The 20848-nt window shown below is 64.1% G+C and carries 25 protein-coding genes and 1 tRNA gene; 11 read left to right on the forward strand and 15 right to left on the reverse strand.

Going from position 1 to position 20848, the window contains the following annotated elements:
- Positions 1 to 267: thiamine pyrophosphate-binding protein (locus NJF35_RS23785; RefSeq protein WP_253091565.1), on the reverse strand; the 267-nt coding region annotated here is incomplete at its 3' end.
- A 113-nt stretch (positions 268 to 380) separates the two neighbouring features.
- Between NJF35_RS23785 and NJF35_RS23790 the strand changes: the two genes are divergently transcribed.
- Positions 381 to 1286 (forward strand): LysR family transcriptional regulator, encoded by a 906-nt coding sequence (locus NJF35_RS23790; protein ID WP_225790776.1) that lies wholly within the window; start codon positions 381 to 383, stop codon positions 1284 to 1286.
- 35 nt (positions 1287 to 1321) lie between these two features.
- Here NJF35_RS23790 and NJF35_RS23795 read toward each other — a convergent pair whose 3' ends face one another.
- A complete protein-coding gene (locus NJF35_RS23795; protein ID WP_225790775.1) occupies positions 1322 to 1702 on the reverse strand; it encodes a cupin domain-containing protein in 381 nt (126 codons plus the stop codon).
- A gap of 102 nt (positions 1703 to 1804) precedes the next feature.
- On the opposite strand from NJF35_RS23795, the gene NJF35_RS23800 reads away from it, so the two are divergent.
- The 4 genes from NJF35_RS23800 to cfa all read left to right on the forward strand — a co-directional run bounded on the left by NJF35_RS23800 (position 1805) and on the right by cfa (position 5090).
- A complete protein-coding gene (locus tag NJF35_RS23800) occupies positions 1805 to 2695 on the forward strand; it encodes a LysR family transcriptional regulator (RefSeq protein WP_225790774.1) in 891 nt (296 codons plus the stop codon).
- Between the two features lie 36 nt (positions 2696 to 2731).
- On the forward strand, positions 2732 to 3223 hold the full coding sequence (locus tag NJF35_RS23805) for a GNAT family N-acetyltransferase (RefSeq protein WP_225790773.1): 492 nt from the start codon (positions 2732 to 2734) through the stop codon (positions 3221 to 3223).
- 250 nt (positions 3224 to 3473) lie between these two features.
- The gene (locus NJF35_RS23810) at positions 3474 to 3899 is read left to right on the forward strand and encodes a DUF892 family protein (RefSeq protein WP_225790772.1); all 426 of its coding nucleotides are present in this window, start codon (positions 3474 to 3476) and stop codon (positions 3897 to 3899) included.
- Positions 3900 to 3935: 36 nt separating this feature from the next.
- A complete protein-coding gene (gene cfa / locus NJF35_RS23815) occupies positions 3936 to 5090 on the forward strand; it encodes a cyclopropane fatty acyl phospholipid synthase (RefSeq protein ID WP_225790771.1) in 1155 nt (384 codons plus the stop codon).
- A 170-nt stretch (positions 5091 to 5260) separates the two neighbouring features.
- On the opposite strand, the gene NJF35_RS23820 is transcribed toward cfa, so the two are convergent.
- Both NJF35_RS23820 and NJF35_RS23825 read right to left on the reverse strand, forming a co-directional pair.
- On the reverse strand, positions 5261 to 5455 hold the full coding sequence (locus NJF35_RS23820) for a hypothetical protein (RefSeq protein ID WP_225790770.1): 195 nt from the start codon (positions 5453 to 5455) through the stop codon (positions 5261 to 5263).
- Between the two features lie 437 nt (positions 5456 to 5892).
- Positions 5893 to 6792: a LysR family transcriptional regulator gene (locus NJF35_RS23825; RefSeq protein WP_253091566.1), complete on the reverse strand. Its 900-nt coding sequence runs from the start codon at positions 6790 to 6792 to the stop codon at positions 5893 to 5895.
- 99 nt (positions 6793 to 6891) lie between these two features.
- Here NJF35_RS23825 and NJF35_RS23830 point away from each other — a divergent pair, with 99 nt between their 5' ends.
- Positions 6892 to 7653: a sulfite exporter TauE/SafE family protein gene (locus NJF35_RS23830; protein ID WP_225790768.1), complete on the forward strand. Its 762-nt coding sequence runs from the start codon at positions 6892 to 6894 to the stop codon at positions 7651 to 7653.
- Between the two features lies 1 nt (position 7654).
- On the opposite strand, the gene NJF35_RS23835 is transcribed toward NJF35_RS23830, so the two are convergent.
- The 4 genes from NJF35_RS23835 to NJF35_RS23850 all read right to left on the reverse strand — a co-directional run bounded on the left by NJF35_RS23835 (position 7655) and on the right by NJF35_RS23850 (position 11899).
- Positions 7655 to 9079: a sensor domain-containing diguanylate cyclase gene (locus tag NJF35_RS23835; RefSeq protein ID WP_253091567.1), complete on the reverse strand. Its 1425-nt coding sequence runs from the start codon at positions 9077 to 9079 to the stop codon at positions 7655 to 7657.
- A gap of 142 nt (positions 9080 to 9221) precedes the next feature.
- Positions 9222 to 11051, reverse strand: a complete 1830-nt coding sequence (locus tag NJF35_RS23840; protein WP_225790766.1) for an SLC13 family permease — start codon at positions 11049 to 11051, stop codon at positions 9222 to 9224.
- A gap of 202 nt (positions 11052 to 11253) precedes the next feature.
- Complete coding sequence (locus tag NJF35_RS23845) at positions 11254 to 11643, reverse strand: glycine zipper domain-containing protein (RefSeq protein WP_225790765.1); 390 nt, start codon at positions 11641 to 11643, stop codon at positions 11254 to 11256.
- A gap of 73 nt (positions 11644 to 11716) precedes the next feature.
- A complete protein-coding gene (locus NJF35_RS23850; RefSeq protein ID WP_225790764.1) occupies positions 11717 to 11899 on the reverse strand; it encodes a hypothetical protein in 183 nt (60 codons plus the stop codon).
- 256 nt (positions 11900 to 12155) lie between these two features.
- Between NJF35_RS23850 and NJF35_RS23855 the strand changes: the two genes are divergently transcribed.
- On the forward strand, positions 12156 to 13313 hold the full coding sequence (locus NJF35_RS23855; RefSeq protein WP_225790763.1) for a GGDEF domain-containing protein: 1158 nt from the start codon (positions 12156 to 12158) through the stop codon (positions 13311 to 13313).
- 1 nt (position 13314) lies between these two features.
- Here the strand turns inward: NJF35_RS23855 and NJF35_RS23860 are convergent, their stop codons facing one another.
- Entirely contained in the window at positions 13315 to 13599 is a 285-nt protein-coding gene (locus NJF35_RS23860; protein WP_225790762.1) for an RcnB family protein, read from the reverse strand.
- 117 nt (positions 13600 to 13716) lie between these two features.
- Here NJF35_RS23860 and NJF35_RS23865 point away from each other — a divergent pair, with 117 nt between their 5' ends.
- Complete coding sequence (locus tag NJF35_RS23865) at positions 13717 to 14067, forward strand: hypothetical protein (RefSeq protein ID WP_225790761.1); 351 nt, start codon at positions 13717 to 13719, stop codon at positions 14065 to 14067.
- 1 nt (position 14068) lies between these two features.
- On the opposite strand, the gene NJF35_RS23870 is transcribed toward NJF35_RS23865, so the two are convergent.
- From NJF35_RS23870 to NJF35_RS23890, 5 genes are all read right to left on the reverse strand, one after another.
- Entirely contained in the window at positions 14069 to 14767 is a 699-nt protein-coding gene (locus tag NJF35_RS23870; protein WP_253080878.1) for a YoaK family protein, read from the reverse strand.
- A 190-nt stretch (positions 14768 to 14957) separates the two neighbouring features.
- Positions 14958 to 15725, reverse strand: coding sequence for an SDR family oxidoreductase (locus NJF35_RS23875; RefSeq protein ID WP_225790759.1), 768 nt, complete (start codon positions 15723 to 15725; stop codon positions 14958 to 14960).
- A 37-nt stretch (positions 15726 to 15762) separates the two neighbouring features.
- Positions 15763 to 16830 (reverse strand): phosphotransferase family protein, encoded by a 1068-nt coding sequence (locus NJF35_RS23880; protein ID WP_253091568.1) that lies wholly within the window; start codon positions 16828 to 16830, stop codon positions 15763 to 15765.
- Positions 16831 to 17110: 280 nt separating this feature from the next.
- On the reverse strand, positions 17111 to 17428 hold the full coding sequence (locus NJF35_RS23885; protein WP_225790757.1) for an SCP2 sterol-binding domain-containing protein: 318 nt from the start codon (positions 17426 to 17428) through the stop codon (positions 17111 to 17113).
- 57 nt (positions 17429 to 17485) lie between these two features.
- Entirely contained in the window at positions 17486 to 18199 is a 714-nt protein-coding gene (locus tag NJF35_RS23890; RefSeq protein WP_253080875.1) for a histidine phosphatase family protein, read from the reverse strand.
- A gap of 196 nt (positions 18200 to 18395) precedes the next feature.
- On the opposite strand from NJF35_RS23890, the gene sohB reads away from it, so the two are divergent.
- From sohB to NJF35_RS23905, 3 genes are all read left to right on the forward strand, one after another.
- Positions 18396 to 19415 (forward strand): protease SohB, encoded by a 1020-nt coding sequence (gene sohB / locus NJF35_RS23895; RefSeq protein WP_225790755.1) that lies wholly within the window; start codon positions 18396 to 18398, stop codon positions 19413 to 19415.
- A 153-nt stretch (positions 19416 to 19568) separates the two neighbouring features.
- A tRNA-Cys gene (locus NJF35_RS23900) sits at positions 19569 to 19642 on the forward strand.
- A gap of 261 nt (positions 19643 to 19903) precedes the next feature.
- Entirely contained in the window at positions 19904 to 20086 is a 183-nt protein-coding gene (locus NJF35_RS23905) for a hypothetical protein (protein WP_225790754.1), read from the forward strand.
- A 122-nt stretch (positions 20087 to 20208) separates the two neighbouring features.
- On the opposite strand, the gene NJF35_RS23910 is transcribed toward NJF35_RS23905, so the two are convergent.
- Complete coding sequence (locus NJF35_RS23910; RefSeq protein WP_225790753.1) at positions 20209 to 20631, reverse strand: hypothetical protein; 423 nt, start codon at positions 20629 to 20631, stop codon at positions 20209 to 20211.
- Positions 20632 to 20848: the final 217 nt, after the last annotated feature.

The following is a 20848-nucleotide window of genomic DNA, read 5'->3' on the forward strand; positions in this document are numbered from 1 at the left end:
ACTGTACAGGCCGGTGACCATGTCGGTGCCGGCAGGGCCGGAGGTGCCGATGCACACGCCGATGTTGCCGGGGTTGGCGCGGGTGTAGCCCTCGGCCATGTGCGAGGCGCCCTCGACATGACGGGCCAGCACGTGGTCGATGCCACCGATTTTCTTCAGCGCAGCGTAGAACGGGTTGATGGCGGCACCGGGGATGCCGAACGCGGTATCTACACCTTCACGGCGCATGACCAGAACGGCGGCCTCGATCGCTTTCATGTTGGCCATATGTGTACTCCTTCGCACGGGTCGATAATTTTTGTAGTGGATGCCAGTCTGTATTAGGCTTCCGTGCGGTAGAACACCTGAAAATTGTTTTCTGTCGATATGAAAGGTATCGAATGGCCCGGTACACAGAACTGCACAGCTTCGTCCAGGTCGCCCAGAAGGGCAGCTTCGCGTCCGCCGCCCTGAGCGAGGGGGTGACCCCGGCGATCCTCGGCCGGCGCCTGGATGCGCTGGAGAAACGCCTGGGCGTGAAACTCATGCACCGTTCGACCCGCGGCTTGCGCCTGACCGAGCTGGGTGAGCAACTGCTGGAGCGGGCCAGGCTGCTGCTGCGCGACTTCGACGACATGGAAGCGGATATCAGCGGCTGCGGCTCGATGGTGAAGGGCAACCTGTTGGTCTCGGCGCCGGCTTCGTTCGGCAGGCTGCACGTCGCGCCCCATGCCCTGGGCTTTCACCAGCAGTTCCCCAACCTGAAACTCTCGTTCAACCTCACCGACAGCCTTGTCGACCTGGTCAGCGAGGGCTACGACATGAGCATCCGTATCGGCGGGGTGACCGACCCCAACTACGTGGCCGTCAAGCTGTTCGGTAATCGTCGGGTGGTCTGCGGCACACCGGAATACTTCGCCCGTCATGGCCGGCCAACCACCCTGGAGGAACTGGCCGAGCACAACTGCCTGGCCTTCACCCTCCAGGGCGGGCAGCAACGGGGCTGGGTGTTCCAGCGCGATGGCCGGCAGGTGGCGATGCGGGTCAGTGGCAACCTGGCCTGCAACGATGGCGAGCTGTTGTTCTCCTGGATGCGCCAGGGGCTTGGGATCGGCTGGCGCTCGACCTGGGAGATCCACAACGAGTTGATGAGCGGCGAGCTGGTCACCGTCCTGGATGACTTCGCCCTCGATGACTACGATATCCAGGCGGTGTTTCCCCAGCAGCGCTTCCTGCCGGCCAAGGTGCGCCATTTCATCGAGTACCTCAAGGCGGTGTACCAGAGCCCTGGGTATTGGGCCCAGTAGGCGGCGCGCCCGACCGTGCTATCGTCGGACGGCGGTCAACGCGGGTACAACTGCTCTTCTATCGAGACCGTGCGTGACGAACGTTCGCCACCGGTATGCAGTGTCGTGTCCGTTTCGATCAGCATGACCGCGCATTCCTCTTCGGCGATCGGCTTGTGCTGCACCTGTTTGGGGATCACGCAGAACTCCCCGGCGTTCAGGACAATGGTGCGATCCTCGAGTTGAATCCGGAGCGTGCCATAGATCACCGAGAACATCTCGTCCTCATGTTCATGGGCATGCCAGACGAACTCTCCCTTCAACTTGGCGATCTTGATGAATTGGTTGTTGACCCGGCCGATAACCCGCGGTTTCCAGTACTCGGTTATCGCCTCCAGCTCGCGTTGTGGATCGATGTTGGTCACAGTGTTGGTCATGTGCATGCTCCCGTTAGGCTGAGGCTTGAAATCTAAAGGGGAGCATGGCCTTTGCGTAGCGACGAATTATAATGCCCCCATTAACGTCGCTAATGACCAGACATGCCAAAAGTCCACCACATCGACCTTGCATTGCTTCGTGCCTTCGTGGAGGTGGCCGATACCGGCAGCATGAGCGTCGCCTCGGAGCGCCTGCATGTGACCCAGGGGGCTGTCAGCCAGCGAATCAAGCGGCTGGAAGCCTTCCTCGGCTGCCAGTTGCTGACGCGAGATGCCCAGGGCAGTCGCCTGACCGGGCAAGGGCAATCACTGTTGCCCGATGCCCGACGCCTGTTGCGGATGAACGACCGCCTCTGTGCCCGCATGGGTGACAGGGCGTCTGCCGATCCGGTGCGCCTGGGGCTGCCCTTCGACATGGCCGGCGCCCCGCTGGCGCCCTTGCTCAAGGCCTTCGGTGAGGCGTTTCCGTGGGCTGAGGTGAAGATCGTCAGCGCCTCGTCTCTGGATATCGTGCAGGCGTTCGCCAACGGTGAACTCGACCTGGCGCTGAGCCAAGGCCCGGTGAGTGTCGCATTGGGCGAGCGCCTGGCTGTGGATCAGTTGGTGTGGTTGGGCAATGAGGCGGTCTCGGCACGGCGGCCATTGCCCTTGTGCTTCCTGACGGCCAATTGTGCCTTTCGGGATACCGTCTCCCAGCGCTTGGACGAGGCGGGCACCGCGTGCAAGGTGGTGTTCGAGAATGCATCGGTGGATACCACGCTATCGATGGTCATCAATGACCTGGCGGTAACCCCTTGGTTGCGCAGCCTTGTGCCTGTCGAGGCGAAGGGCCTTGTCCTGGACGCCGGGTTGCCGGTGTTGCCTGATTTTGCGATTCGCTTGCAGGTGGAAAGCAATGCGAGCCCGGCTGTGTCAGGGCTTGCGCAGATCATCAGGGATCACTATCGGCAGGTGCTGCAGCGGCCTGCACGCATCCGCCACGCAAGCCACTAGAATATCGCCTCCCTTGTCGTTTCACGGATACCGCTCATGAGTACCCCGACCTTCCGCCAGGCCACGTCCCGCGATGTGGACCGCTGCTACCAGATCGAGACCGCCGCCTACGAAGGCGACGAGGCCGCCACCCGCGAGAAGATCGCCACGCGCATCGCCCAGTACCCCGAGGGGTTCCTGGTGCTCGAGCTCGACGGCGAGGTGATTGGCTTTATCAACAGCGGTTGTGCCGATGAGGTCGTGATGTCCGACGAAGCCTTCAAGGAACTGGTCGGCCATGACCCGCAGGGCGCCAATGTGGTGATCATGTCGGTGGTCGTCGACCCGGCGTTCCAGGGCCGTGGTTTTGCCGGGCAGTTGATGACCCGCTTCGTCGCGCAGATGCGCCAGCGTGGCAAGGCGAGCATCCACCTGATGTGCAAGGCGCGGCACGTGGGGATGTACGAGAAAATGGGTTATCGCTATGTCCGGCCCTCGGCCTCCGACCATGGCGGCATGGCCTGGCATGAGATGGTCATGCCGCTCTAAGTCCTCGGTTGCTGTCGCAAACGTGGCCTTGATGCAAAAAAAATGCATCGATACCGCAATGATGGCCTCTTGCAAATAAGCCCAAGGCCATGGGGCGCTGGAGATAGGCGCTGGTTTCGGGTGTTTCGCCTTGGTTACATATATTCATTTTGTTGCACTCAAGCCCCATTTAATTTCAATTAATTTCAGCAAGCCAGCGCTCTAAGCTCCTCCTGTCGCCGCGCAGTCCAGCGGCTTCAGGAGTTTTCCCATGTCGCATGCTTGTGAAACACAGGACCCCGCCACACCCCCTTCCGATGATCTGGTCGACTGGCTGCGCCTGCTCATGCGCGCCGAGCGTGCCGGTGCCCGGCTGATGCTCGACAGCGCCCGGCAGACCGACGACCCCGTGCTGCTCCAGCGCCTGGAGCGCTTGCACGACGGCGAGGCGCAGAGCTGCCAGCGCCTGCGTCATTGCCTGGAGCGGCTCGGTGCCAAGCCCGGCGCTGGCGTGGGCGAGTTCTACGCCAAGGCCATGGCCATCCCCGACCTCCACGAGCGCCTGCAGTTCATCGCCCGCGGCCAGCGTTGGGTGGCGCGGCAACTGCAGGCGCGCCTGCCCCTGATCGAACAGGACTGGCTGCGCCAGGAGCTGGACGTGGTGCTGCGGCTGCACCAGGACACCCCCGACGTTTGAAGCGCGTCCGATCTCCAATACTGACAAGGACACACCATGCCTTCCGAGCTTTCCACCGACCTGCGCAGCGCTGCGCCGGCCAATCGCACCACCCGTTTCGCCCGTTCGTTGCTCGCCCAGGCCGGCCTCGGCCTGGAGGGCGAGCAGCCCTGGGACATGCAACTGCACGCCGCCGACGTGCCCCAGCGCGCCCTGGCCCAGGGCAACCTTGGCCTGGGCGAGGCCTACATGGACGGCGACTGGGATTGCGAACAGCTGGATGAGTTCTTCACCCGCTTGCTGCGCTCCGGGGTGGCCGACCAGGTCAGCCCGCTGGCGCTGATCTACCATGCCCTGCAGGCCCGCCTGCTCAATCGCCAGACGGCCCGGCGTGCCTGGACCGTGGGCGAGCGCCACTATGACTTGGGCAACGATTTCTACGCGGCCATGCTCGACCCACGCATGACCTATACCTGCGGCTATTGGAAGGAGGCCAGCGACCTGGCCCAGGCCCAGGAAGCCAAGCTCGACCTGATCTGCCGCAAGCTCGGCCTGCGCCCCGGCATGCGTGTGCTGGACATCGGCTGCGGCTGGGGCAGCTTCATGGGATTTGCCGCCGAACGCTATGGCGTCGAATGCGTTGGCGTGACCATCTCCCGCGAGCAGTGCCAATGGGCCGAGAAACGCTACAAAGGCCTGCCCCTGGAGTTTCGCCTGCAGGACTACCGTGAGCTGGACGAACGCTTCGACCGTATCGTCAGCATCGGCATGTTCGAGCATGTCGGGCGCAAGAACCATCGCACCTTCATGGAAGTCGCGGCGCGTTGCCTGGGGGATGATGGCCTGTTGCTGCTGCACACCATCGGCAAGAACCGTCGCCGCGACGTACCGGACCGCTGGATCGACAAGTACATCTTCCCCAATGGCGACCTGCCCTCGATCGGCCAGATCGGCGATGCCGCCGATGGCTTGCTGGTGGTCGAGGACCTGCACAACTTCGGTGCCGACTACGACCGCACGCTGATGGCCTGGCATGACAACTTCGAAGCCCACTGGCAATACTTCGCCAACGAGTTGGGGGAGCGTTTCCGGCGTATGTGGCGCTATTACCTGTTGTCGTGCGCCGGGGCGTTCCGCGCCCGGGATATCCAGCTGTGGCAGTGGGTGATGTCGCGGCGCGGCGTGGTCGGTGGGTATCAGCGGGTCAGTTGAGTGAGCAGGGGCCGCTTGGCGGCCCCTGCCTGACCCCCGCGAGAGATGGCGACACTGCTGTACAAATTCTGTTCAATTTAACAGAGGCCGCCGCCGGCGTGACTTACAGCGTTTTATCCACAGACCTACCCACGTTTTTTGTGGACAGATTTCCCAACGCAAAGAATGACTTATCGCACGTCCAGCAGGGCCGCGTTGGCCTGCCTGACCAGTTCGATCCACTCGCTCGTGCTGATCACGCCGCGACGTTCCAGGTCTTCGGCCCAGCGCAAGGCCTGATCGTACTTATCCTCCTCTAGGATGCTTTCCCCGAGAAAACGGCTGCGCCACTCCAGCATTGCTGCAGTGCCTTTCTTGCATTCCATGTATCGATCGACTCCAAGGCAAATGGCCGGCCCCTGCGTGAGAGGCCGCTCGACGGCGGCGCGAGGTTACACGAGTCATTTGCGCTTGAGAATTACTTGCAGATACCGCTTGTCCAGGTGTTGCAAGGGGGAGGGGGCATGCAGGAGGGGAAGGGCCAGGCCCGCCTGGCGGATTAGACGGGCCGCTGGGGTATATCAGCTTGGTGGGATGGTGCCCAATAGGCCGACCAGGATTGTCAGCAGCAGGAAACCACCCAGGAACAGTGCGAGCTTGCCCATCGGAACCTCTGTGTGTGATGACGGAACGGGGGATATTGTCGGGCCTGGGCTGATACGGTTACAGAGGCAGGTTCGATGGAAAAAAGCAGATCAGATGAACCTGCGGTATGGCTTGCATGGGGCCGCTTCGCAGCCCCAGTACTGACTACCCGACCGCCTCACGGCCGCGCTCGGCGCAACGCCTGCAGCAACTCCCGGACCCGCGTCGGCATCTCACCGGCCGGGTACAGCGCATGCATCTGCGGATCCTGCCCGCTGCTGGAGGTCAGGCGGTACTCGGGGCAGACGCGCACCAGGCGGCCGGCACGGACCTCAGGTTCGCCGACCCAGTCGGCCAGGCGGGCGATACCAGCGCCGGCCAGCGCGCTCTGCAGCACGGCGCTGCCGGCGCTCAGGCGCAGCCGTGGATGCGGCCGCAGGCTGGTGATCTGGTCGTCACGGCAGAAGTGCCAGGCCTTGAGGATGCGCGGCGCGGTGTGCAGGATCAGCGCGTGCCCAGCCAGCGCTTCCGGCTCTTGGGGCGTGCCTTCGTGGGCCAGGTAGCCGGGGCTTGCGTACAGGTGGCGTCGGTAGCTCCACAGCGGGTAGCCGATCAGTTCGCTGGACTGGGGAAAAGCGCCGCGCACGACGAAGTCGAACTTGCCCTGCAGCGGGTCGAGGGGCTGGTCGCTGAACTGCACGTCCAGGGTCACCTGGGGATGGCGCCGAGAGAACTCGGCGAGCACCGCCGGCACCACCTGCTGGCCGAGCAGTTCCGGCGCGGCGAAGCGGATCCAGCCTTGCGCCGTGCCACGGAGCGCCGCCAGTTCGTCGGCGGCATCGCGTTGCACATCCAGCAAGCGCTCGGCATGGGGCAGCAGGCGCTCGCCGGCTTCGGTCAGGGTCACGGCGCTGGCGTTGCGGTTGAGCAGCTTGGCGCCAGCGTTGTCCTCCAGAGCTTGTACCGCACGGGTCACGGCGCTGGGCGAGCGGCCCAGGGCACGGGCTGCGGCGACGAAGCTGCGTTTGTGCGCGACACTGACGAAGGCTTGGATCTCTCGCAACATGTCCAATGCCATGGACGACTCCTGATTGCAGTTTTTGCAACGTGGCATTTCAACACAAGCGCGACGCTTTGATTAGCCTTGGCCGGGTTTTTACTGCCTGGAACCGCGCCCATGATGGATATCGTCCTGCTTTCGTTGTTCGCCTTCGCCGCCGGCCTGATCGACGCTGCCGTGGGAGGCGGCGGGCTGATCCAGATCCCGGCGTTGTTCAACGTGCTGCCCAACGCTCAACCAGCGGCTCTGCTGGGCAGCAACAAGCTGGCTTCGGTGTGCGGCACCAGCTTTGCCGCGCGCTCGTTCATCCGCAAGGTGCAGCTGGACTGGGGGCTGATCGTGCCGGCGATGCTCAGCGCCTTCGTCATGTCGTTCGTTGGCGCGGCCACGGTCTCCCTGGTGCCGCCGAGCGTGATGCGTCCGGCGGTGCTGGTGCTGATCGTGCTCATGGCCCTCTACACCTTCTGCAAGAAGGATTTTGGCACCCTGCACACACCGGCCCGCATCGGCCGCAAGGAGCAGTGCCTGGCGGTGCTGATCGGCGGCGCGATCGGCTTCTACGACGGCCTGTTCGGGCCGGGCACCGGCAGCTTCCTGATCTTCCTGTTCATCCGCTTCTTCGCCCTGGACTTCCTGCATGCTTCGGCCTCGGCCAAGCTGGTCAACATCGCCACCAACCTGGCGGCGCTGGTGTTCTTCATCCCGTCTGGCAACGTGCTCTGGGCCATCGCCCTGCCCATGGCGGCGTTCAATATCCTCGGCGCGCTGACCGGGACCTGGCTGGCAGTGCGCAAGGGTGCGGGGTTCGTGCGTGGATTGTTCCTGGTGCTGCTGTGCGTGCTGATCGCCAAGCTGTCGTGGGACCTGCTGGCAGGATGAATCAGACCACCTGACGCTGTGCCTCGGCCTGTTCGACCCGGTTGCGGCCATGGGCCTTGGCCCGGTACAGCGCCTGGTCGGCGTGAGCCAGCAGCTCGTCCAGGCTGGGCGCGGGTTGGCCCTCGGCGCAGCCGGCCAGGCCGATGCTGACGGTGATCTGCAGGCGCTGGTCGGCCAGTTGCACGTGCAGGTCCTGCACGGCGCGGCGCAGGCGCTCGGCGGTGAACTTGGCCTGCTCCGGCGCCAGCCCTGGGAGAATGACCACGAACTCCTCGCCGCCCAAGCGGGCGAACAGCTCACCCTCATGCAACTGGTCTTGCAGGGTGCGGGCGAACTGGCGCAGCACCTGGTCACCCACGGCATGGCCGTGGCGGTCGTTGATGCCCTTGAAGTGGTCGATGTCGAGCATCATCAGGGTCAGCGGCAAGGCCGGCACGTGCTGCTGGCGGTTGTCGAGCAGGGTGCTGGCGCGGCGGGTGAAGGCGCTGCGGGTCAGGGTGCCGGTCAGGTGGTCGACCGTGGCCTGGTGCGCCAGGCGCGCCAGCAGGCTGCGGTTGGCATTGCTGACACAGGCCACCACCAATGGCCCGAGCACCAGCATGGCGATGCCCAGGCGCGCCGACACCAGGGTGGTGACGCCGGATTCGCTCTGCGGCACGCTGAAGTGCATGAGGTTGTGGGCTACGGCGACGATCAGGGTGCTGCCAGCGGTCAGCGCCAGCAACGAGACCAGGAACGGCGAGTAGGTCCAGGCGCACCACAACAGCGCGGCGATGGGGAAGGCGATGGCACCGGGCCCACCGAAGGCGATGCTCAGGGCCAGCGAGGCCAGCAGCACCAGCAGCGGGGCGAGGCGGATCGCCTGGCCGCCACCGCGTACGAGGGCGCGCAGCGAGGGGGCGGTGAGCAGCACCGGCAGGACCAGCACGTTGGTGGAGAACTGTTCGCTGAACCACGCAAGCCAGGTAGCGCGCAGCGACTGCTCGAACCACGGGGCGGCCATCATGCAGGCCAGGCTGGCGGCCACCGCGGCCCCGGCGGCGCAGGCGCCGAACACGCAGAGCACGCCCTGGGGCGTGCGCAGGCGCCGGTGCGGGCGTGGCAGACGCGACAATAGTTGCCAGAGGGTGACGATCACGCCCAGGTTGCACAGGTTGAACCACAGCGCGGGCGGCCAGGCGCTGCCACAGGCCAGGTCGGCGGCGACCATGGCCACCCAGACCAGGCCGAACCCTGGCAGGGTGGCCTGCCGTGGGTAACGCAGCAGGACACCCGCCAGCACCGCATTGACCGGCCAGAACAGCGACAGCGATTCGATCGGGCGGGCGAGGATGCCGCCCAGGGTCAGGGCAAAGGTCAGGCCGAACAGGACGAAGGGGGGCAGCAGGCGCGACTGGACTGGAAACACCATGGGCTCGACCGGCAAGCGGAGACGGAATCCAGGACAACGGCTGAAGGCACCTGGGTCAATAGGCGCCAGTGTGTTTCGAGAGGGTAGTTGATGTCAATTGGATATTATCGTGTCGCGAACAGCGGGGATAATGCCATTTTGCCACTTTTCTGCGTCCTTAGAGTCCATAGAACCACGGCACCATCAGCACGGTCACCAGCATCACCAGCAAGGTGAACGGCACCCCGACCTTGACGAAGTCGGCGAAGCGGTACTGGCCAGGGCCCAGCACCAGGGTGTTGACCGGTGAGGACACCGGTGTCATGAAGGCCGCCGAGGCCGCCAGGGCCACCGTCATGGCGAACGGGTAGGGCGACATGCCCAGCTGTTGCGCGGTGCTGATCGCCACCGGGGCCATCAGCACCGCGGTGGCGGTGTTGGAGATGAACAGGCCGATCAGCGCGGTGACGGCGAACAGGCAGGCGAGGATGGCGCTGGGGCCGGCATTGCCGAGCAGGCCGACCAGGCCGCTGACCGCAAGGTCGATGCCGCCGGTCTTCTGCAGGGCCAGGGCGAAGGGCAGCATGCCAACGATCAGCACCAGGCTCTGCCAGTGGATGGCGCGGTAGGCGCTGTCCATGTCGATGCAGCGGCCGGCACCCATCAACAGGCAGCCGATCAGCGCGGCGACGACATTGGGCACGGCGCCACTGACCATCAGGCCGACCATCACCGCCAGGCTCACCAGCGCAAAGGGCGCACGGGTGCGAGCCGGGGCTACCTGGTCGATTTCCGCTGGCAGGCTCAGCACCAGGAAGTCTTTCGGCTGGCTCTGCAGCTGGCGTACCGCCTTCCATGGGCCGACCACCAGCAAGGTATCGCCCAGGCGCAGCTTTTCTTCCACCAATTGCTCCTCGATGGCGGTCTGTTCCCGGCGCAGGCCCACCACGTTGAGGCCGAAGCGGCTGCGAAAGGCCAGCTCCAGGAGGGATTTGCCGATCAGTTGCGAGCCAGGCGGCAGCGAGACTTCGGCCATGCCCAGCTCCTGGGACTGGTCGATGAAATAGGCGGCCTTGAAGTGCAGGGGCTCCAGTTGCATGGTCTGGCACAGGCTGCGCAGGTCGTCGCGGTTGGCGAACAGGTCGAGCAGCAGCACATCGCCCTGGTGCAGCACGGTGCCGGAGTCGACGCTGATCACCCGGGTGGTGAACTTGTGCTGGCGCTCGATGCCGATCACGTTAGCGCCATGCCGGGTGCGCAGTTCCAGTTCGCCGAGGGTGTGGCCGATCAGCGGCGAACGGGGGCGGATGCGCAAGCGCCGTTCGCGGCCGTTGAGCTTGTAGTCCAGCACCAGGTCGAGCAGGGTGCGGCGGGTTTCCAGGCGGCCGTCCTTGCGCACCTCGCCCTTGAGCCAATGGCGGGTGAGCAGCATGTAGCCGATCCCCAAAACCAGTACCACCAGGCCGAAAGGGGTGAAGCTGAAGAAGCTGAAGCCCTGTTCGCCATGGCGCACCAGTTCGCTGTGCACCACCACGTTGGGTGGCGTGGCCACCAGGCTGAGCATGCCGCTGATCAGGCCGGCGAAGCTCAGCGGCATCATCAGCCGGCTCGGTGAAAGTTGCAGGCGCGCGGCGATGCTCAGCACCACCGGGATGAAGATCGCCACCACGCCAGTGGAACTCATCACCGAGCCCAGGCCGGCAACCGCGACCATCAGCAGCACCAGCAGGCGTGCCTCGCTGTTGCCGGCGCGCTCGCTCATCCACTCGCCGATGCGGTAGGCGATGCCGGTACGCACCAGGCCCTCGCCGATCACGAACAGTGCGGCGATCAGGATCACGTTAGGGTCGCTGAACCCGGCCAGGGCTTGTTCGACGGTGAGAATGCCCGAGAGTGGCAGGGCCAGGATCACCAGCAGGGCGACCACATCCATGCGTGGACGATTGACGACGAACAGGGTGACGACGATGACCAGCAGGCCAAGGACCCAGAGCAGCTCATGGTTCATGGGGAGGGGGTGTTCCTTCACTCGAGGCACGGAAGACGATTGTGCCCAGTGTGGCAGCTTGCGGTGAAGGAGGTGTTGATGTGTTGCAGGTTTTTGCTGCCAAGGTTTCCGTGGGCAAGCCCGCTTCCAAAGGCCCCGCGCCTATTTCAAGAGCTGCGCAGGGCCTGTGGGAGCGGGCTTGCCCGCGAGGGGAGTACCCCGGTCAGTGGCGATGACGACGTTTGTGCTTGCGGCCGTTGTCATCGCCCAGGTGGTTGCCGATGGCGCCACCAGCCGCACCGCCCAGGCCCGCACCGACCGTGGAGCCGGTCGAGCCGCCGAGCTTGCCGCCTATCACGGAGCCGCCGGCCGAGCCCAGGCCGCCGCCGATCGCCGCTTCGGTACGGTTACCCTTGCGCGCGCCGACCGCGCTGCCAGCGGCACCGCCAAGGCCGGCACCGATGGCCGCGCCAGTGCTGCCGCCGATCTGTTGACCAACGACGTTGCCCAGGGCGCCCCCCAGGCCGCCGCCGATGGCTGCGGTGCCGTCACCGGCGAAAGCGCCCTGGCACAGCAGCAGGCCGAGGGCGAGGGAAGGCAGAGTCAGACGCATGATATGAACCTCGAAGGAATCATCAGGATAAGGATGTCGCGGCACGGGTGGCCATCAGGATGGCAAGGACGCTTCAGCGGTAATGGCGGTCACGGTAGTTACGGCGATCATCATCACGGTCGTGACGCTGATGATGGCGGTGCCCACGGTCACGATCTCGATCACGCCAGCCATCCTTGTCGTGGTAGTGGTGGCTGTGGCAGCCGCCGACCAGGAGCACGGCAGCAATCAGGGAAAGGCTTGCAAGGCGAGTCATCACGATATAGGTCCTTGATCCGCAAAGGTTTACGGGACACCTCATGAGACAGGGAACGATCGATTTGGTTTCTCTGCCACGCAAGATTTTGTCGCGCGAGCGATGAATGGGCGTGCCTGGCGGCTGCTGTTCTGTCCCGTTGGGCCATGGCTTGGGCGTGCGGCGCACTCTAGACTTCAGCCATTGCCGCCCCCGCAGGCGCGGTATAGCGCCAGGCCGCAACCAAGACGGCCCATCTGCCACACGGTGAATCACGATGATCGCCCATACCCCCACGCTGTTCGCTGCCGTTGCCCTGGTTGCGACGATCCTGGCCTTTTGCCTGTTGCTGGTCGGCCAGCTCAACCGCCGCGACAACCTGTTGCTGACCGGGTACGGGCTGCTCGCCCATGCCCTGGCCTATGTTTGCTACACCCTGTATGGCCATGCGCCGCTGTGGATCAGCTATGGCCTGGGCAACAGCCTGCTGTCGCTGGCCCTGGCCTTCTATTCGGCCAGCCTGTTCCGGGTGCGCGAGCAACGGGTGCCGTGGCGGTCCATCTTCGTCATCCCGTTCTTCATGCTGGCGGGCCTGATGCTGCTGCTCGATACCCTGGAGCCGCGCATGCTACTGGCCACCCTGGTGCTGATGCTGCAGTGTTCGCTGATCCTGTGCTGGGCGCGGCGTCGGGCCGAACATCAGGGGCGGGCGCACCTGTTGTTGATGATCGGCGCGCTGATCAGCCTGGTGGGCTTGGGAATGCGGGTGCTGGCGGTGGTCTTTGGCGAAGCGGCCGAGATGCGCTATGACACCAGCAATCTCAAGCAGACCATTTCCGTCAGCATCGGTACGGTCACGGTGATGATGTACGCCATCGGCCTGGTGCTGATGGCCAAGGAGCGGAGCGAGTCGCGCCTGCAGCACCTGGCCCTGCGCGATGTGCTGACCGGCACCTACAATCGCCGGGCGATCCTTGAGCGTTTCGCCGTGGAGCTGGAGCGGGCCCGGGACGAGCAGAGCGAGCTGGCGGTGGCGATGATCGACATCGACCATTTCAAGCGCATCAACGACCTGCATGGCCACCTGGCCGGAGACGAAGTGCTCTGCCATTGCGTGCGCCAGTTGCAGCAGCGCCTGCGCCAGGGCGACAGCCTCGGGCGCTATGGCGGCGAAGAGTTCCTGCTGCTGTTGCCGCGCACCGATCGCGAAGGTGCGTTGGGCGCCCTGCAGGGCCTGCGCGAGGCCATTGCCCGAAGCCCCGCGCGCTTTGCCGGGGGCGATATCGAACTGCGTTTCAGTGTCGGGCTGTGGTGTGGCGTGCCGGGGCCGCACCACAGCATCGCCAGCCTGATCGCCCAGGCCGATGCGGCGCTGTACCAGGCCAAGGCCGGTGGGCGCGATGCCGTGCGCATGGCGGCCCTGCTAGGGGGCTAGGTCAGTGGATGGCCAGGATCACCCCATTGGTGATCTGCACCAGCACGTAACGCTCGCCCAGGCGTACCCAGTGGCTTTCCTTTTCAGGCGCGGGCAGGCCCTTGGCGCGCCAGTCGCGTATGGCCTGGTCGTCGCGCTTGTACTGGTCCGGCGCCTTGTCGCCGACCTTCAGTTCCCGCTGGCTTTGCGGGGCGGTGACGCTGTCCTCGCCCGCCGTCGCCGCCAGGGGCAGGCAGGGCAGGGTAGCAGCGAGCAACAGGGCCGACAGCGATGGGCGCAGCTTCATGGGGTGTCTCCTCCGTGGCGATACATGCCTTATCTGCGACAGCGGTGCACGCAGGACAATTCACTCGCCATGGCGCCAGTGCTAGAGTCGCCTTCTTTTTTGCCCCGAGGATGGAACATGCGAGCAATTCTGCCGATGGCCGCAGCGCTGGTGCTGGTCGGTTGTGCTTCCGCAACCATGGATGCGGCGCGTGGCGGTGCACCCACCGCCCAGCTCGATTCGAACAAGACGGCGGACATCGTTGCCCAGTGCATCCAGTTCAGCTGGCAGGAGGAGGCGGTGTTCGGTGTCGACGCCAGCGGTTACCTGGAGCGGCGCAAGCAGGGCGGGTTCACCGTCTATACCCGCGAGGCCGAGTCGTTCGCCGACATCTACCCGCAGGCTGGCGGCACGCGGGTCGACTACTACGCGCAGAAGCAGGATTCCACGGCCTTGCGCCGCCGCGCGGCCGCCGCGACCTGCCTGTGATTCAGCGAGGCATGTAGCGCAGCTGCCAGCGCCGCGGGATCTTCAGCGATACCAGGCCCAAAAGGGCTGTGAGCAGGGCGCTGGCCAACAGGGCGGAGCGGCCGAACTGCTGCTCCAGCAGCACGCCACCGATGGCACCCAGGAACATGCCGCACCAGGGCACCAGCTGTACCCGCCAGCCCATCCGGCGCTGGCCCAGCAGGGTGCGGCCCAGGCCACGGCCGAAGCGCGACAGGGCGCCGGTGACGTAGGTCAGGCCGATCGGCAGGCCGTTCACTTCCTCGACCACCGCGTTGATCATGCCCATGGCCGTGACCGCTGCCAGCAGCGCCGGCAGTTGCAGGGGGGCCGGCAGCAGGCCGGCCACCGCCAGCAGGGCGGCGATCAGGGTCAGCAGGGGCCATGGCCGGCGCCCGGTCTTCACCGCGATGATCACGCCCAGGGCGTTGCCAGCGACAAAGGCGCCGATCACCAGCGCCAGGCGTATGACCGGCCCCAGCTCGGCGTTGCCCAGCGAGACCGCCAGGCGGGTGGTGTTGCCGCTCATGAACGAAACGAAATCGCCGGTGGCCATGAAGCCAATGGCGTCGGTCATGCCGGCCAGGACCGACAGGCAGGCGACGAAATACAAGCCGACCGTGCCACGGCGCTGCACGCGCTTCTGGCACTGGCCGTTGACCGACACGCTCCCCGGTAGCATCGTTTTTCCTCCGTCTCAGCCCAGGCGGCGATATGGGCCATTAGCCGCTCGTACTTCCCGCGTTCGACGGTGATGCCCGTGAATACGCTGAAAGCGGGAGTATACCCGAGCGGTCAGCCGGAGTTGATGGGAGCGGTTCGGCTTTGCTGGGGCCGCTTCGCGCCCCAATTACGCCCGTGAAGCCTTCGGCTCAGGACAGGAACCCCCCATCGACATTGAGCGCCGTACCCGTGGTGTAGCTGGAGGCCTCGCTGGCCAGGTACAGCACCGCCCCGGCCATCTCGCTCGGCTCAGCCACGCGCTTGAGCGGGATCTGCTGCAGGGCGGCATTGAGGATGGCGTCGTTCTTCACCAGGGCGGAGGCGAACTTGGTGTCGGTCAGGCCCGGCAGCAGGGCGTTGCAGCGGATGCCGAACTGCGCGCATTCCTTGGCGAAGACCTTGGTCATGTTGATCACCGCGGCCTTGGTCACCGAATAGATGCCCTGGAACAGGCCCGGGGACACACCATTGATCGAGGCCACGTTGATGATGCTGCCGCCGCCGTGCTCACGCATCAGCTTGCCGGCTTCCACCGACATGAAGAAGTAGCCGCGGATGTTCACGTCCACGGTCTTCTGGAACGCCCCTGGGTCGGTGTCCAGTACGTTGCAGAACTGCGGGTTGGTGGCGGCGTTGTTGACCAGGATGTCCAGGCGGCCGAATTGCTCGCGGATACCGGCGAACACTTGCTGGATCTGCTCCAGCTCGCCGATGTGGCAGGCCACCGCGGTGGCTTTGCCGCCGGCGGCGATGATGGCGTCGGCGACCTGCTGGCAGCCTTCGAGCTTGCGGCTGGAGACGATCACATGGGCACCCTGCTGGGCCAGCAGGTGGGCGATGGCTTCGCCGATGCCGCGGCTGGCGCCGGAGACGAAGGCGATCTTGCCATCGAGGTCGAACAGGTGGGTCTTGGACATGCCGGTTTTCCTTCTTGTCTGTCCCAGGGGGCGCTGTTTACAGGGTGGACTTGTCGATCACTTGCAGGGTCATCTGCTCCAGCAGCCGGTTCATGTGGATGAACTGGGCGAAGCGCTTGTCCTGCGTCTGGCCATGGTAGAAGCGGTAGTAGATCTGTTGGACGATGCCGGCCAGGCGGAACAGGCCATAGCAGTAGTAGAAGTCGACATTGTCGACCTGGATGCCGGCGCGCTCGGCATAGTAGTCGACGAACTGGCGGCGGCTGAGCATGCCTGGCGCGTTGCTCGGCTGGCGGCGCATCAGTTGCACCGGCGCCGGGTCGTCTGCCTCGATCCAGTAGGCCAGGCTGTTGCCCAGGTCCATCAGCGGGTCGCCGAGGGTCGCCATCTCCCAGTCCAGCACGCCGATGATGCGCATGGGGTTGTCGGCATCGAGGATGACGTTGTCGAAGCGGTAGTCGTTGTGCACGATGCCCGGGCGCGGATGGTCGGCGGGCATCTTCTCGTGCAGCCAGGCGGTCACCTGCGTCCAGCGGGGGGCATCCGGGGTCAGGGCCTTCTCGTAGCGGTTGCTCCAGCCTTCGATCTGGCGTTGCACGTAACCCTCTGGCTTGCCCAGGTCGGCCAGGCCGCAGGCCGTGTAGTCGACTTGGTGCAGCTCTACCAGGCGATCGATGAAGCTCTTGCACAGGGCTTCGGTGCGGCTGGCGTCCAGGCCCAGGGACGGCGGGATGTCCGAGCGCAGGATGATGCCCTTGACCCGTTCCATCACGTAGAACTCGCTGCCGATCAGCGAGGTGTCGGTGCAGTGCGCGTAGGCCTTGGGGCAGTAGGGGAAGCCGCTGTTGAGCTGGTTGAGGATGCGAAACTCGCGGCCCATGTCGTGGGCGGACTTGGCCTTCTGGCCGAAAGGCGGGCGGCGCAGCACGAACTCCCGGCCCGGGTAGCTGACCAGGTAGGTGAGGTTGGAGGCCCCGCCAGGGAACTGGCTGATCGTCGGCGTGCCGGCAAGGCCTGGAATATGAGCCTTGAGGTAGGGATCGATGACGGCCGCATCGAGTTCTTCGCCGGGGCGTACCTGGGTGGACTGGTCGGTGAGCGTCATGCGTTTTCCTTATTCTCGATCGCAAGGACTATTGGCTAATCTAATTTCCTGCCGCCGCTGGTACAAGCGTGCCAGGCGCCTTATTGGTAAGGGTGTTGCCGGGCGATCAATGCACCTGATGGGCCAGCCCAGACCCCGGGCTGTTCTGTCGTGCAGAAAACATACGGCCGACGAAGGACCCCGTGGGAGAGGGCTTGCCCAAAGGCAACGGCCGGCAGAGGCAAAAAAAAACCGAAGCGCATCAGGCTTCGGTTTTCTCGTCGGCGTTCGTGGCCGCCACTCAGGCTGGGAACAGCTCGCTGAGCTTCATCGACAGCATCATGTCGCCCTCGACGCGCAGCTTGCCGCCCATGAAGGCCTGCATGCCATCGGTTTCGCCGCTGACGATGCCTTTGAGGGTCTCGCTGTCCATCACCAGGGTGCAGTTGGCATCCGGGTTCTCGCCTTCCTGCAATTGGCAGGTGCCGTCTTTGACGAGCAGGGCGTAGTGCTTGTCCTCGTCGGTGATGTTGAAGCCGAACACCAGGTCCAGGCCGGCGGCAGCGGATGGGTTGAACTTCTCTTGCATCTTCTTGACGGCATCAGCTACGGAGGTCATGGCGCATTCCTTATAGAGTGATATTCACGTCCCCGCAGGGACAACAACAGGCCGGGTTCATCGATAGGTGACGAGCTCCGGCACCTTCAGCAGCCGCACATGGGCTTGGCTGTTGAAGGAAGCCAGTGTCACGTCGCGGCCACGGAACTTCAGCTGGCTGAGCGACGTGTTGATGATCTGCCAGTTCAGCGCGAAGGCTTGACTGGGGGTGATCCGGGTAACCAGGTGGAGCAGGGCGGCGATGGTACCGCCTGAGGTGAAGATGGCGATGTCGTCACCGCTGCTGGCGCGTTCCAGGACACGCCCCAGGCCCGTCTCGACACGGGCGGTGAAGGCCTGCCAGGTCTCCAGACCATCCTCTTCTTCATGCTCGCCGTCGTACCAGCGTTGCACCATCAGGGCGAACAGGCGTTGGAACTCGCTACGGTTCTGCGCGCCGTTGCGCAAAACATGCAGCGCTTCGGGTTCTTCGGGCAGCAGGCCGGGGAGCAGGGCACGGATCACGCCATCGGCGTCGAACTCGTCGAACGCCGGGTCGGTCTCTATGGGCGGTACCTGGCAGCCGTTGGCGTGCATCGCCTCCAGCGCCAGGCGCGCGGTGTCCTGCTGGCGCCGCAGGGTACCGGCCACGCAGTGGTCCAGGCACAGGCCCAGTTGGGCCAGATGCTCGCCCAGGGCCTGGCTCTGGCGCACGCCCACGGGCGACAGGACGTCGTAGTCGTCGGCACCGAAGGAGGCTTGGCCATGTCGGATCAGGTAGATGTTGCCCACGGAGGAGTCCGGCCTGGTGAAGTTGCTGCGAGGTTAGGATGCGGCACGAAGGCTGTCAATGAAAAAACATACAAGCGTTTGAAAAGGTTGTTTGAACTGTATTGCTGCCGTTTTCCGTGGCTGGCAGCGCCACAGGCGCACCGGTATGCTTGGAACAGTTTCGCGCCGTTGGGCGCTGGTCTATCAAGGAGTCAACGTGGAGTTTCTTGCCGAATACGCAAGCTTTCTCGCTAAAACCGCCACCCTGGTGATCGCCATCCTGGTGGTCCTTTCGGCCATCGCCGGCATGCGTGGCAAGGGGCGGCGCAAGCCGGGCGGGCAATTGCAGGTCACCCGTCTCAACGAGTTCTACAAGGACCTGCGCGAGCGCCTCGAGGCAGGCCTGCTCGACAAGCCCCAGCTCAAGGCCCTGCGCAAGCAGCAGGCCAAGGCGGAAAAACAGCAGAAAAAGGCCAAGGGCGACGACAAGAGCCGGGTGTTCGTCCTCGATTTCGATGGCGACATCAAGGCTTCGGCTACCGAGAGCCTGCGCAACGAGATCACTGCGCTGTTGACCCTCGCCACCCCACGTGACGAAGTGGTGCTGCGCCTGGAGAGCGGTGGTGGCCTCGTCCACAGCTACGGCTTGGCGGCCTCGCAGCTGGCGCGTATCCGCCAGGCCGGTATTCCGCTGACCGTGTGCATCGACAAGGTCGCTGCCAGCGGCGGCTACATGATGGCCTGTATCGGCGAAAAGATCATCAGCGCGCCCTTCGCGGTGCTTGGCTCGATCGGCGTGGTGGCGCAGTTGCCCAACGTCAACCGCTTGCTGAAGAAGCACGACATCGATTTCGAGGTGCTCACCGCCGGTGAATACAAGCGCACCCTGACGGTATTCGGCGAGAACACCGAGAAGGGCCGTGAGAAATTCCAGGAAGACCTGGACGTCACCCACCAGTTGTTCAAGGATTTCGTCGCCCGCTACCGCCCGCAGTTGCATATCGACGAGGTGGCCACCGGCGAGGTCTGGCTGGGCGTCGCCGCGCTGAACCGCAAACTGGTCGACGAAGTGCGTACCAGCGATGAGTATCTGAGCGAGCGGGCGCGAGAGGCCAACCTGTTCCATCTGCACTACGCCGAGCGCAAGAGTCTGCAGGAGCGTATCGGTATCGCCGCCAGCGGTACCGTTGAGAACACCCTGGTCGGCCTCTGGAGCAAACTCGGCCGCCTGCGCTAACACCTTGAACCCCTTGAAGATTTTTTCTGACAAGGGGGTTGCAAGGTTCTGCGAATGCAGACATAATGGCGTCCATCGAAACGCAGCTGACTTGAAAAAGTCCTGATGTTTCAAGGAGATAGCGAAGCGTGAGCAGCTAGATCCGAACTTTGAGGCCGAGTAGCAAAGTGGTTATGCTCCGGATTGCAAATCCGTCTACGCCGGTTCGATTCCGACCTCGGCCTCCACTATTCAAAACCCCGTAGATCTAGGTCTACGGGGTTTTTCGTTGTGGGCTGGAAAAGGCAGGAGTTCTGAAACCAAAGGCTAGGAGTTCCGAAACTTCAGCCTTTCGAGGGCTTGGCGATCGCTCCGACGCGGCGGTAAACACGCGTCGTGATCTCCTCCTTAATGGCGGTGCCCAGCAGCTTTTGGCGCTCGAGCAGAGTCTTTCCGCGCCGCCAGTGGTGGCATGTATGGTTAAATGGCTGCCCCACAGGAGAATCGATATGAGCAAGGCTGCCAAAACCCCGTTCTATATCGCTGGCGCACCAATGATTGCCATTGGCGCCGCTTTCGCTGCGGTTGGTGCCGCCGGCCAGCCCGCGTTCGGCTGGACAGCTGCAGGGTTGCTGATTCCTGGCGCTGTGTTGCTGATCGTTGGTGCCTTCCGGAATCGTCGGCGGGCTTGAGTAGTTGTAGGAGGAGGGCTGCGCGCGCGCTTCGAACAGATCGATCTGCGTTGCATTCCCTCAATCCTATTGCACCGAGCCAAAGGCGCCGCGCCCAAGATCGTGCGGCTGGACTAGGCGTCTCAGGTCTTGCTGCCGTAACACGCCCTGAGAGTTTCCTGATATTCGTGACTGAGTTCACGTAGCGCTGCGATTCGGGAGAGCGAGTAACCCCACTTCTCTGCGTTCTGGATGGTGTGGCTAATATCGTTCACTTCATCCCTGAGGGGGATGCATCGGTCGTTCTCTAATGCATGCAGCCTGCTGCTTGTAGCGCCCAGCTGAGCTTGCAGTCGATCGTTCGCGGTCCTCCATTGCTCGATGTAGCCACGTAGCTGTGCATTCGATTTTTCAAGCGCTTGGACCTTGTTAGTTGATACAGATAGGTCGCCCTTGATCTCTACGAATTTGACAGTTGCCGTGATGAGTGACGAAGCCACGGAAAAGATGAGTGTGAAAAGACCAACGGTCCACCAGGTGGGGCTGGTGCTTTCTTGCTGTGACATTGAGGCTCCTGTGGGCAGAGTGGGATCAGGAGTCTACAGCAATGGCCTTTGGGTGTTCAGTCGCGACGTTACCGAGTTTCTAATCGCCAAAACTAAACACACCAACTGAATCACCCCGGGTTTCGTGGAGGCCGTTTCGTTTAAGTCAGGCCGCCACGGCCTGATCTGTTTGCTGCTGGTGGAAGTTTGCCTCAGCCTCCGCAGGCGGGATATAGCC

The organism is Pseudomonas guariconensis (assembly GCF_024127895.1).
Classification (GTDB): Bacteria; Pseudomonadota; Gammaproteobacteria; order Pseudomonadales; family Pseudomonadaceae; genus Aquipseudomonas; species Aquipseudomonas guariconensis_B.

Bases quoted from the DNA above. Each gene is read 5' to 3' on its own strand.
- NJF35_RS23790 (WP_225790776.1), top strand. From the start codon at position 381: ATGGCCCGGTACACAGAACTGCACAGCTTCGTCCAGGTCGCCCAGAAG.
- NJF35_RS23795 (WP_225790775.1), bottom strand. From the start codon at position 1,702: ATGACCAACACTGTGACCAACATCGATCCACAACGCGAGCTGGAGGCG.
- NJF35_RS23800 (WP_225790774.1), top strand. From the start codon at position 1,805: ATGCCAAAAGTCCACCACATCGACCTTGCATTGCTTCGTGCCTTCGTG.
- NJF35_RS23805 (WP_225790773.1), top strand. From the start codon at position 2,732: ATGAGTACCCCGACCTTCCGCCAGGCCACGTCCCGCGATGTGGACCGC.
- NJF35_RS23810 (WP_225790772.1), top strand. From the start codon at position 3,474: ATGTCGCATGCTTGTGAAACACAGGACCCCGCCACACCCCCTTCCGAT.
- cfa (WP_225790771.1), top strand. From the start codon at position 3,936: ATGCCTTCCGAGCTTTCCACCGACCTGCGCAGCGCTGCGCCGGCCAAT.
- NJF35_RS23820 (WP_225790770.1), bottom strand. From the start codon at position 5,455: ATGGAATGCAAGAAAGGCACTGCAGCAATGCTGGAGTGGCGCAGCCGT.
- NJF35_RS23825 (WP_253091566.1), bottom strand. From the start codon at position 6,792: ATGGCATTGGACATGTTGCGAGAGATCCAAGCCTTCGTCAGTGTCGCG.
- NJF35_RS23830 (WP_225790768.1), top strand. From the start codon at position 6,892: ATGATGGATATCGTCCTGCTTTCGTTGTTCGCCTTCGCCGCCGGCCTG.
- NJF35_RS23840 (WP_225790766.1), bottom strand. From the start codon at position 11,051: ATGAACCATGAGCTGCTCTGGGTCCTTGGCCTGCTGGTCATCGTCGTC.
- NJF35_RS23845 (WP_225790765.1), bottom strand. From the start codon at position 11,643: ATGCGTCTGACTCTGCCTTCCCTCGCCCTCGGCCTGCTGCTGTGCCAG.
- NJF35_RS23850 (WP_225790764.1), bottom strand. From the start codon at position 11,899: ATGACTCGCCTTGCAAGCCTTTCCCTGATTGCTGCCGTGCTCCTGGTC.
- NJF35_RS23855 (WP_225790763.1), top strand. From the start codon at position 12,156: ATGATCGCCCATACCCCCACGCTGTTCGCTGCCGTTGCCCTGGTTGCG.
- NJF35_RS23860 (WP_225790762.1), bottom strand. From the start codon at position 13,599: ATGAAGCTGCGCCCATCGCTGTCGGCCCTGTTGCTCGCTGCTACCCTG.
- NJF35_RS23865 (WP_225790761.1), top strand. From the start codon at position 13,717: ATGCGAGCAATTCTGCCGATGGCCGCAGCGCTGGTGCTGGTCGGTTGT.
- NJF35_RS23870 (WP_253080878.1), bottom strand. From the start codon at position 14,767: ATGCTACCGGGGAGCGTGTCGGTCAACGGCCAGTGCCAGAAGCGCGTG.
- NJF35_RS23875 (WP_225790759.1), bottom strand. From the start codon at position 15,725: ATGTCCAAGACCCACCTGTTCGACCTCGATGGCAAGATCGCCTTCGTC.
- NJF35_RS23880 (WP_253091568.1), bottom strand. From the start codon at position 16,830: ATGACGCTCACCGACCAGTCCACCCAGGTACGCCCCGGCGAAGAACTC.
- NJF35_RS23885 (WP_225790757.1), bottom strand. From the start codon at position 17,428: ATGACCTCCGTAGCTGATGCCGTCAAGAAGATGCAAGAGAAGTTCAAC.
- NJF35_RS23905 (WP_225790754.1), top strand. From the start codon at position 19,904: ATGAGCAAGGCTGCCAAAACCCCGTTCTATATCGCTGGCGCACCAATG.
- NJF35_RS23910 (WP_225790753.1), bottom strand. From the start codon at position 20,631: ATGTCACAGCAAGAAAGCACCAGCCCCACCTGGTGGACCGTTGGTCTT.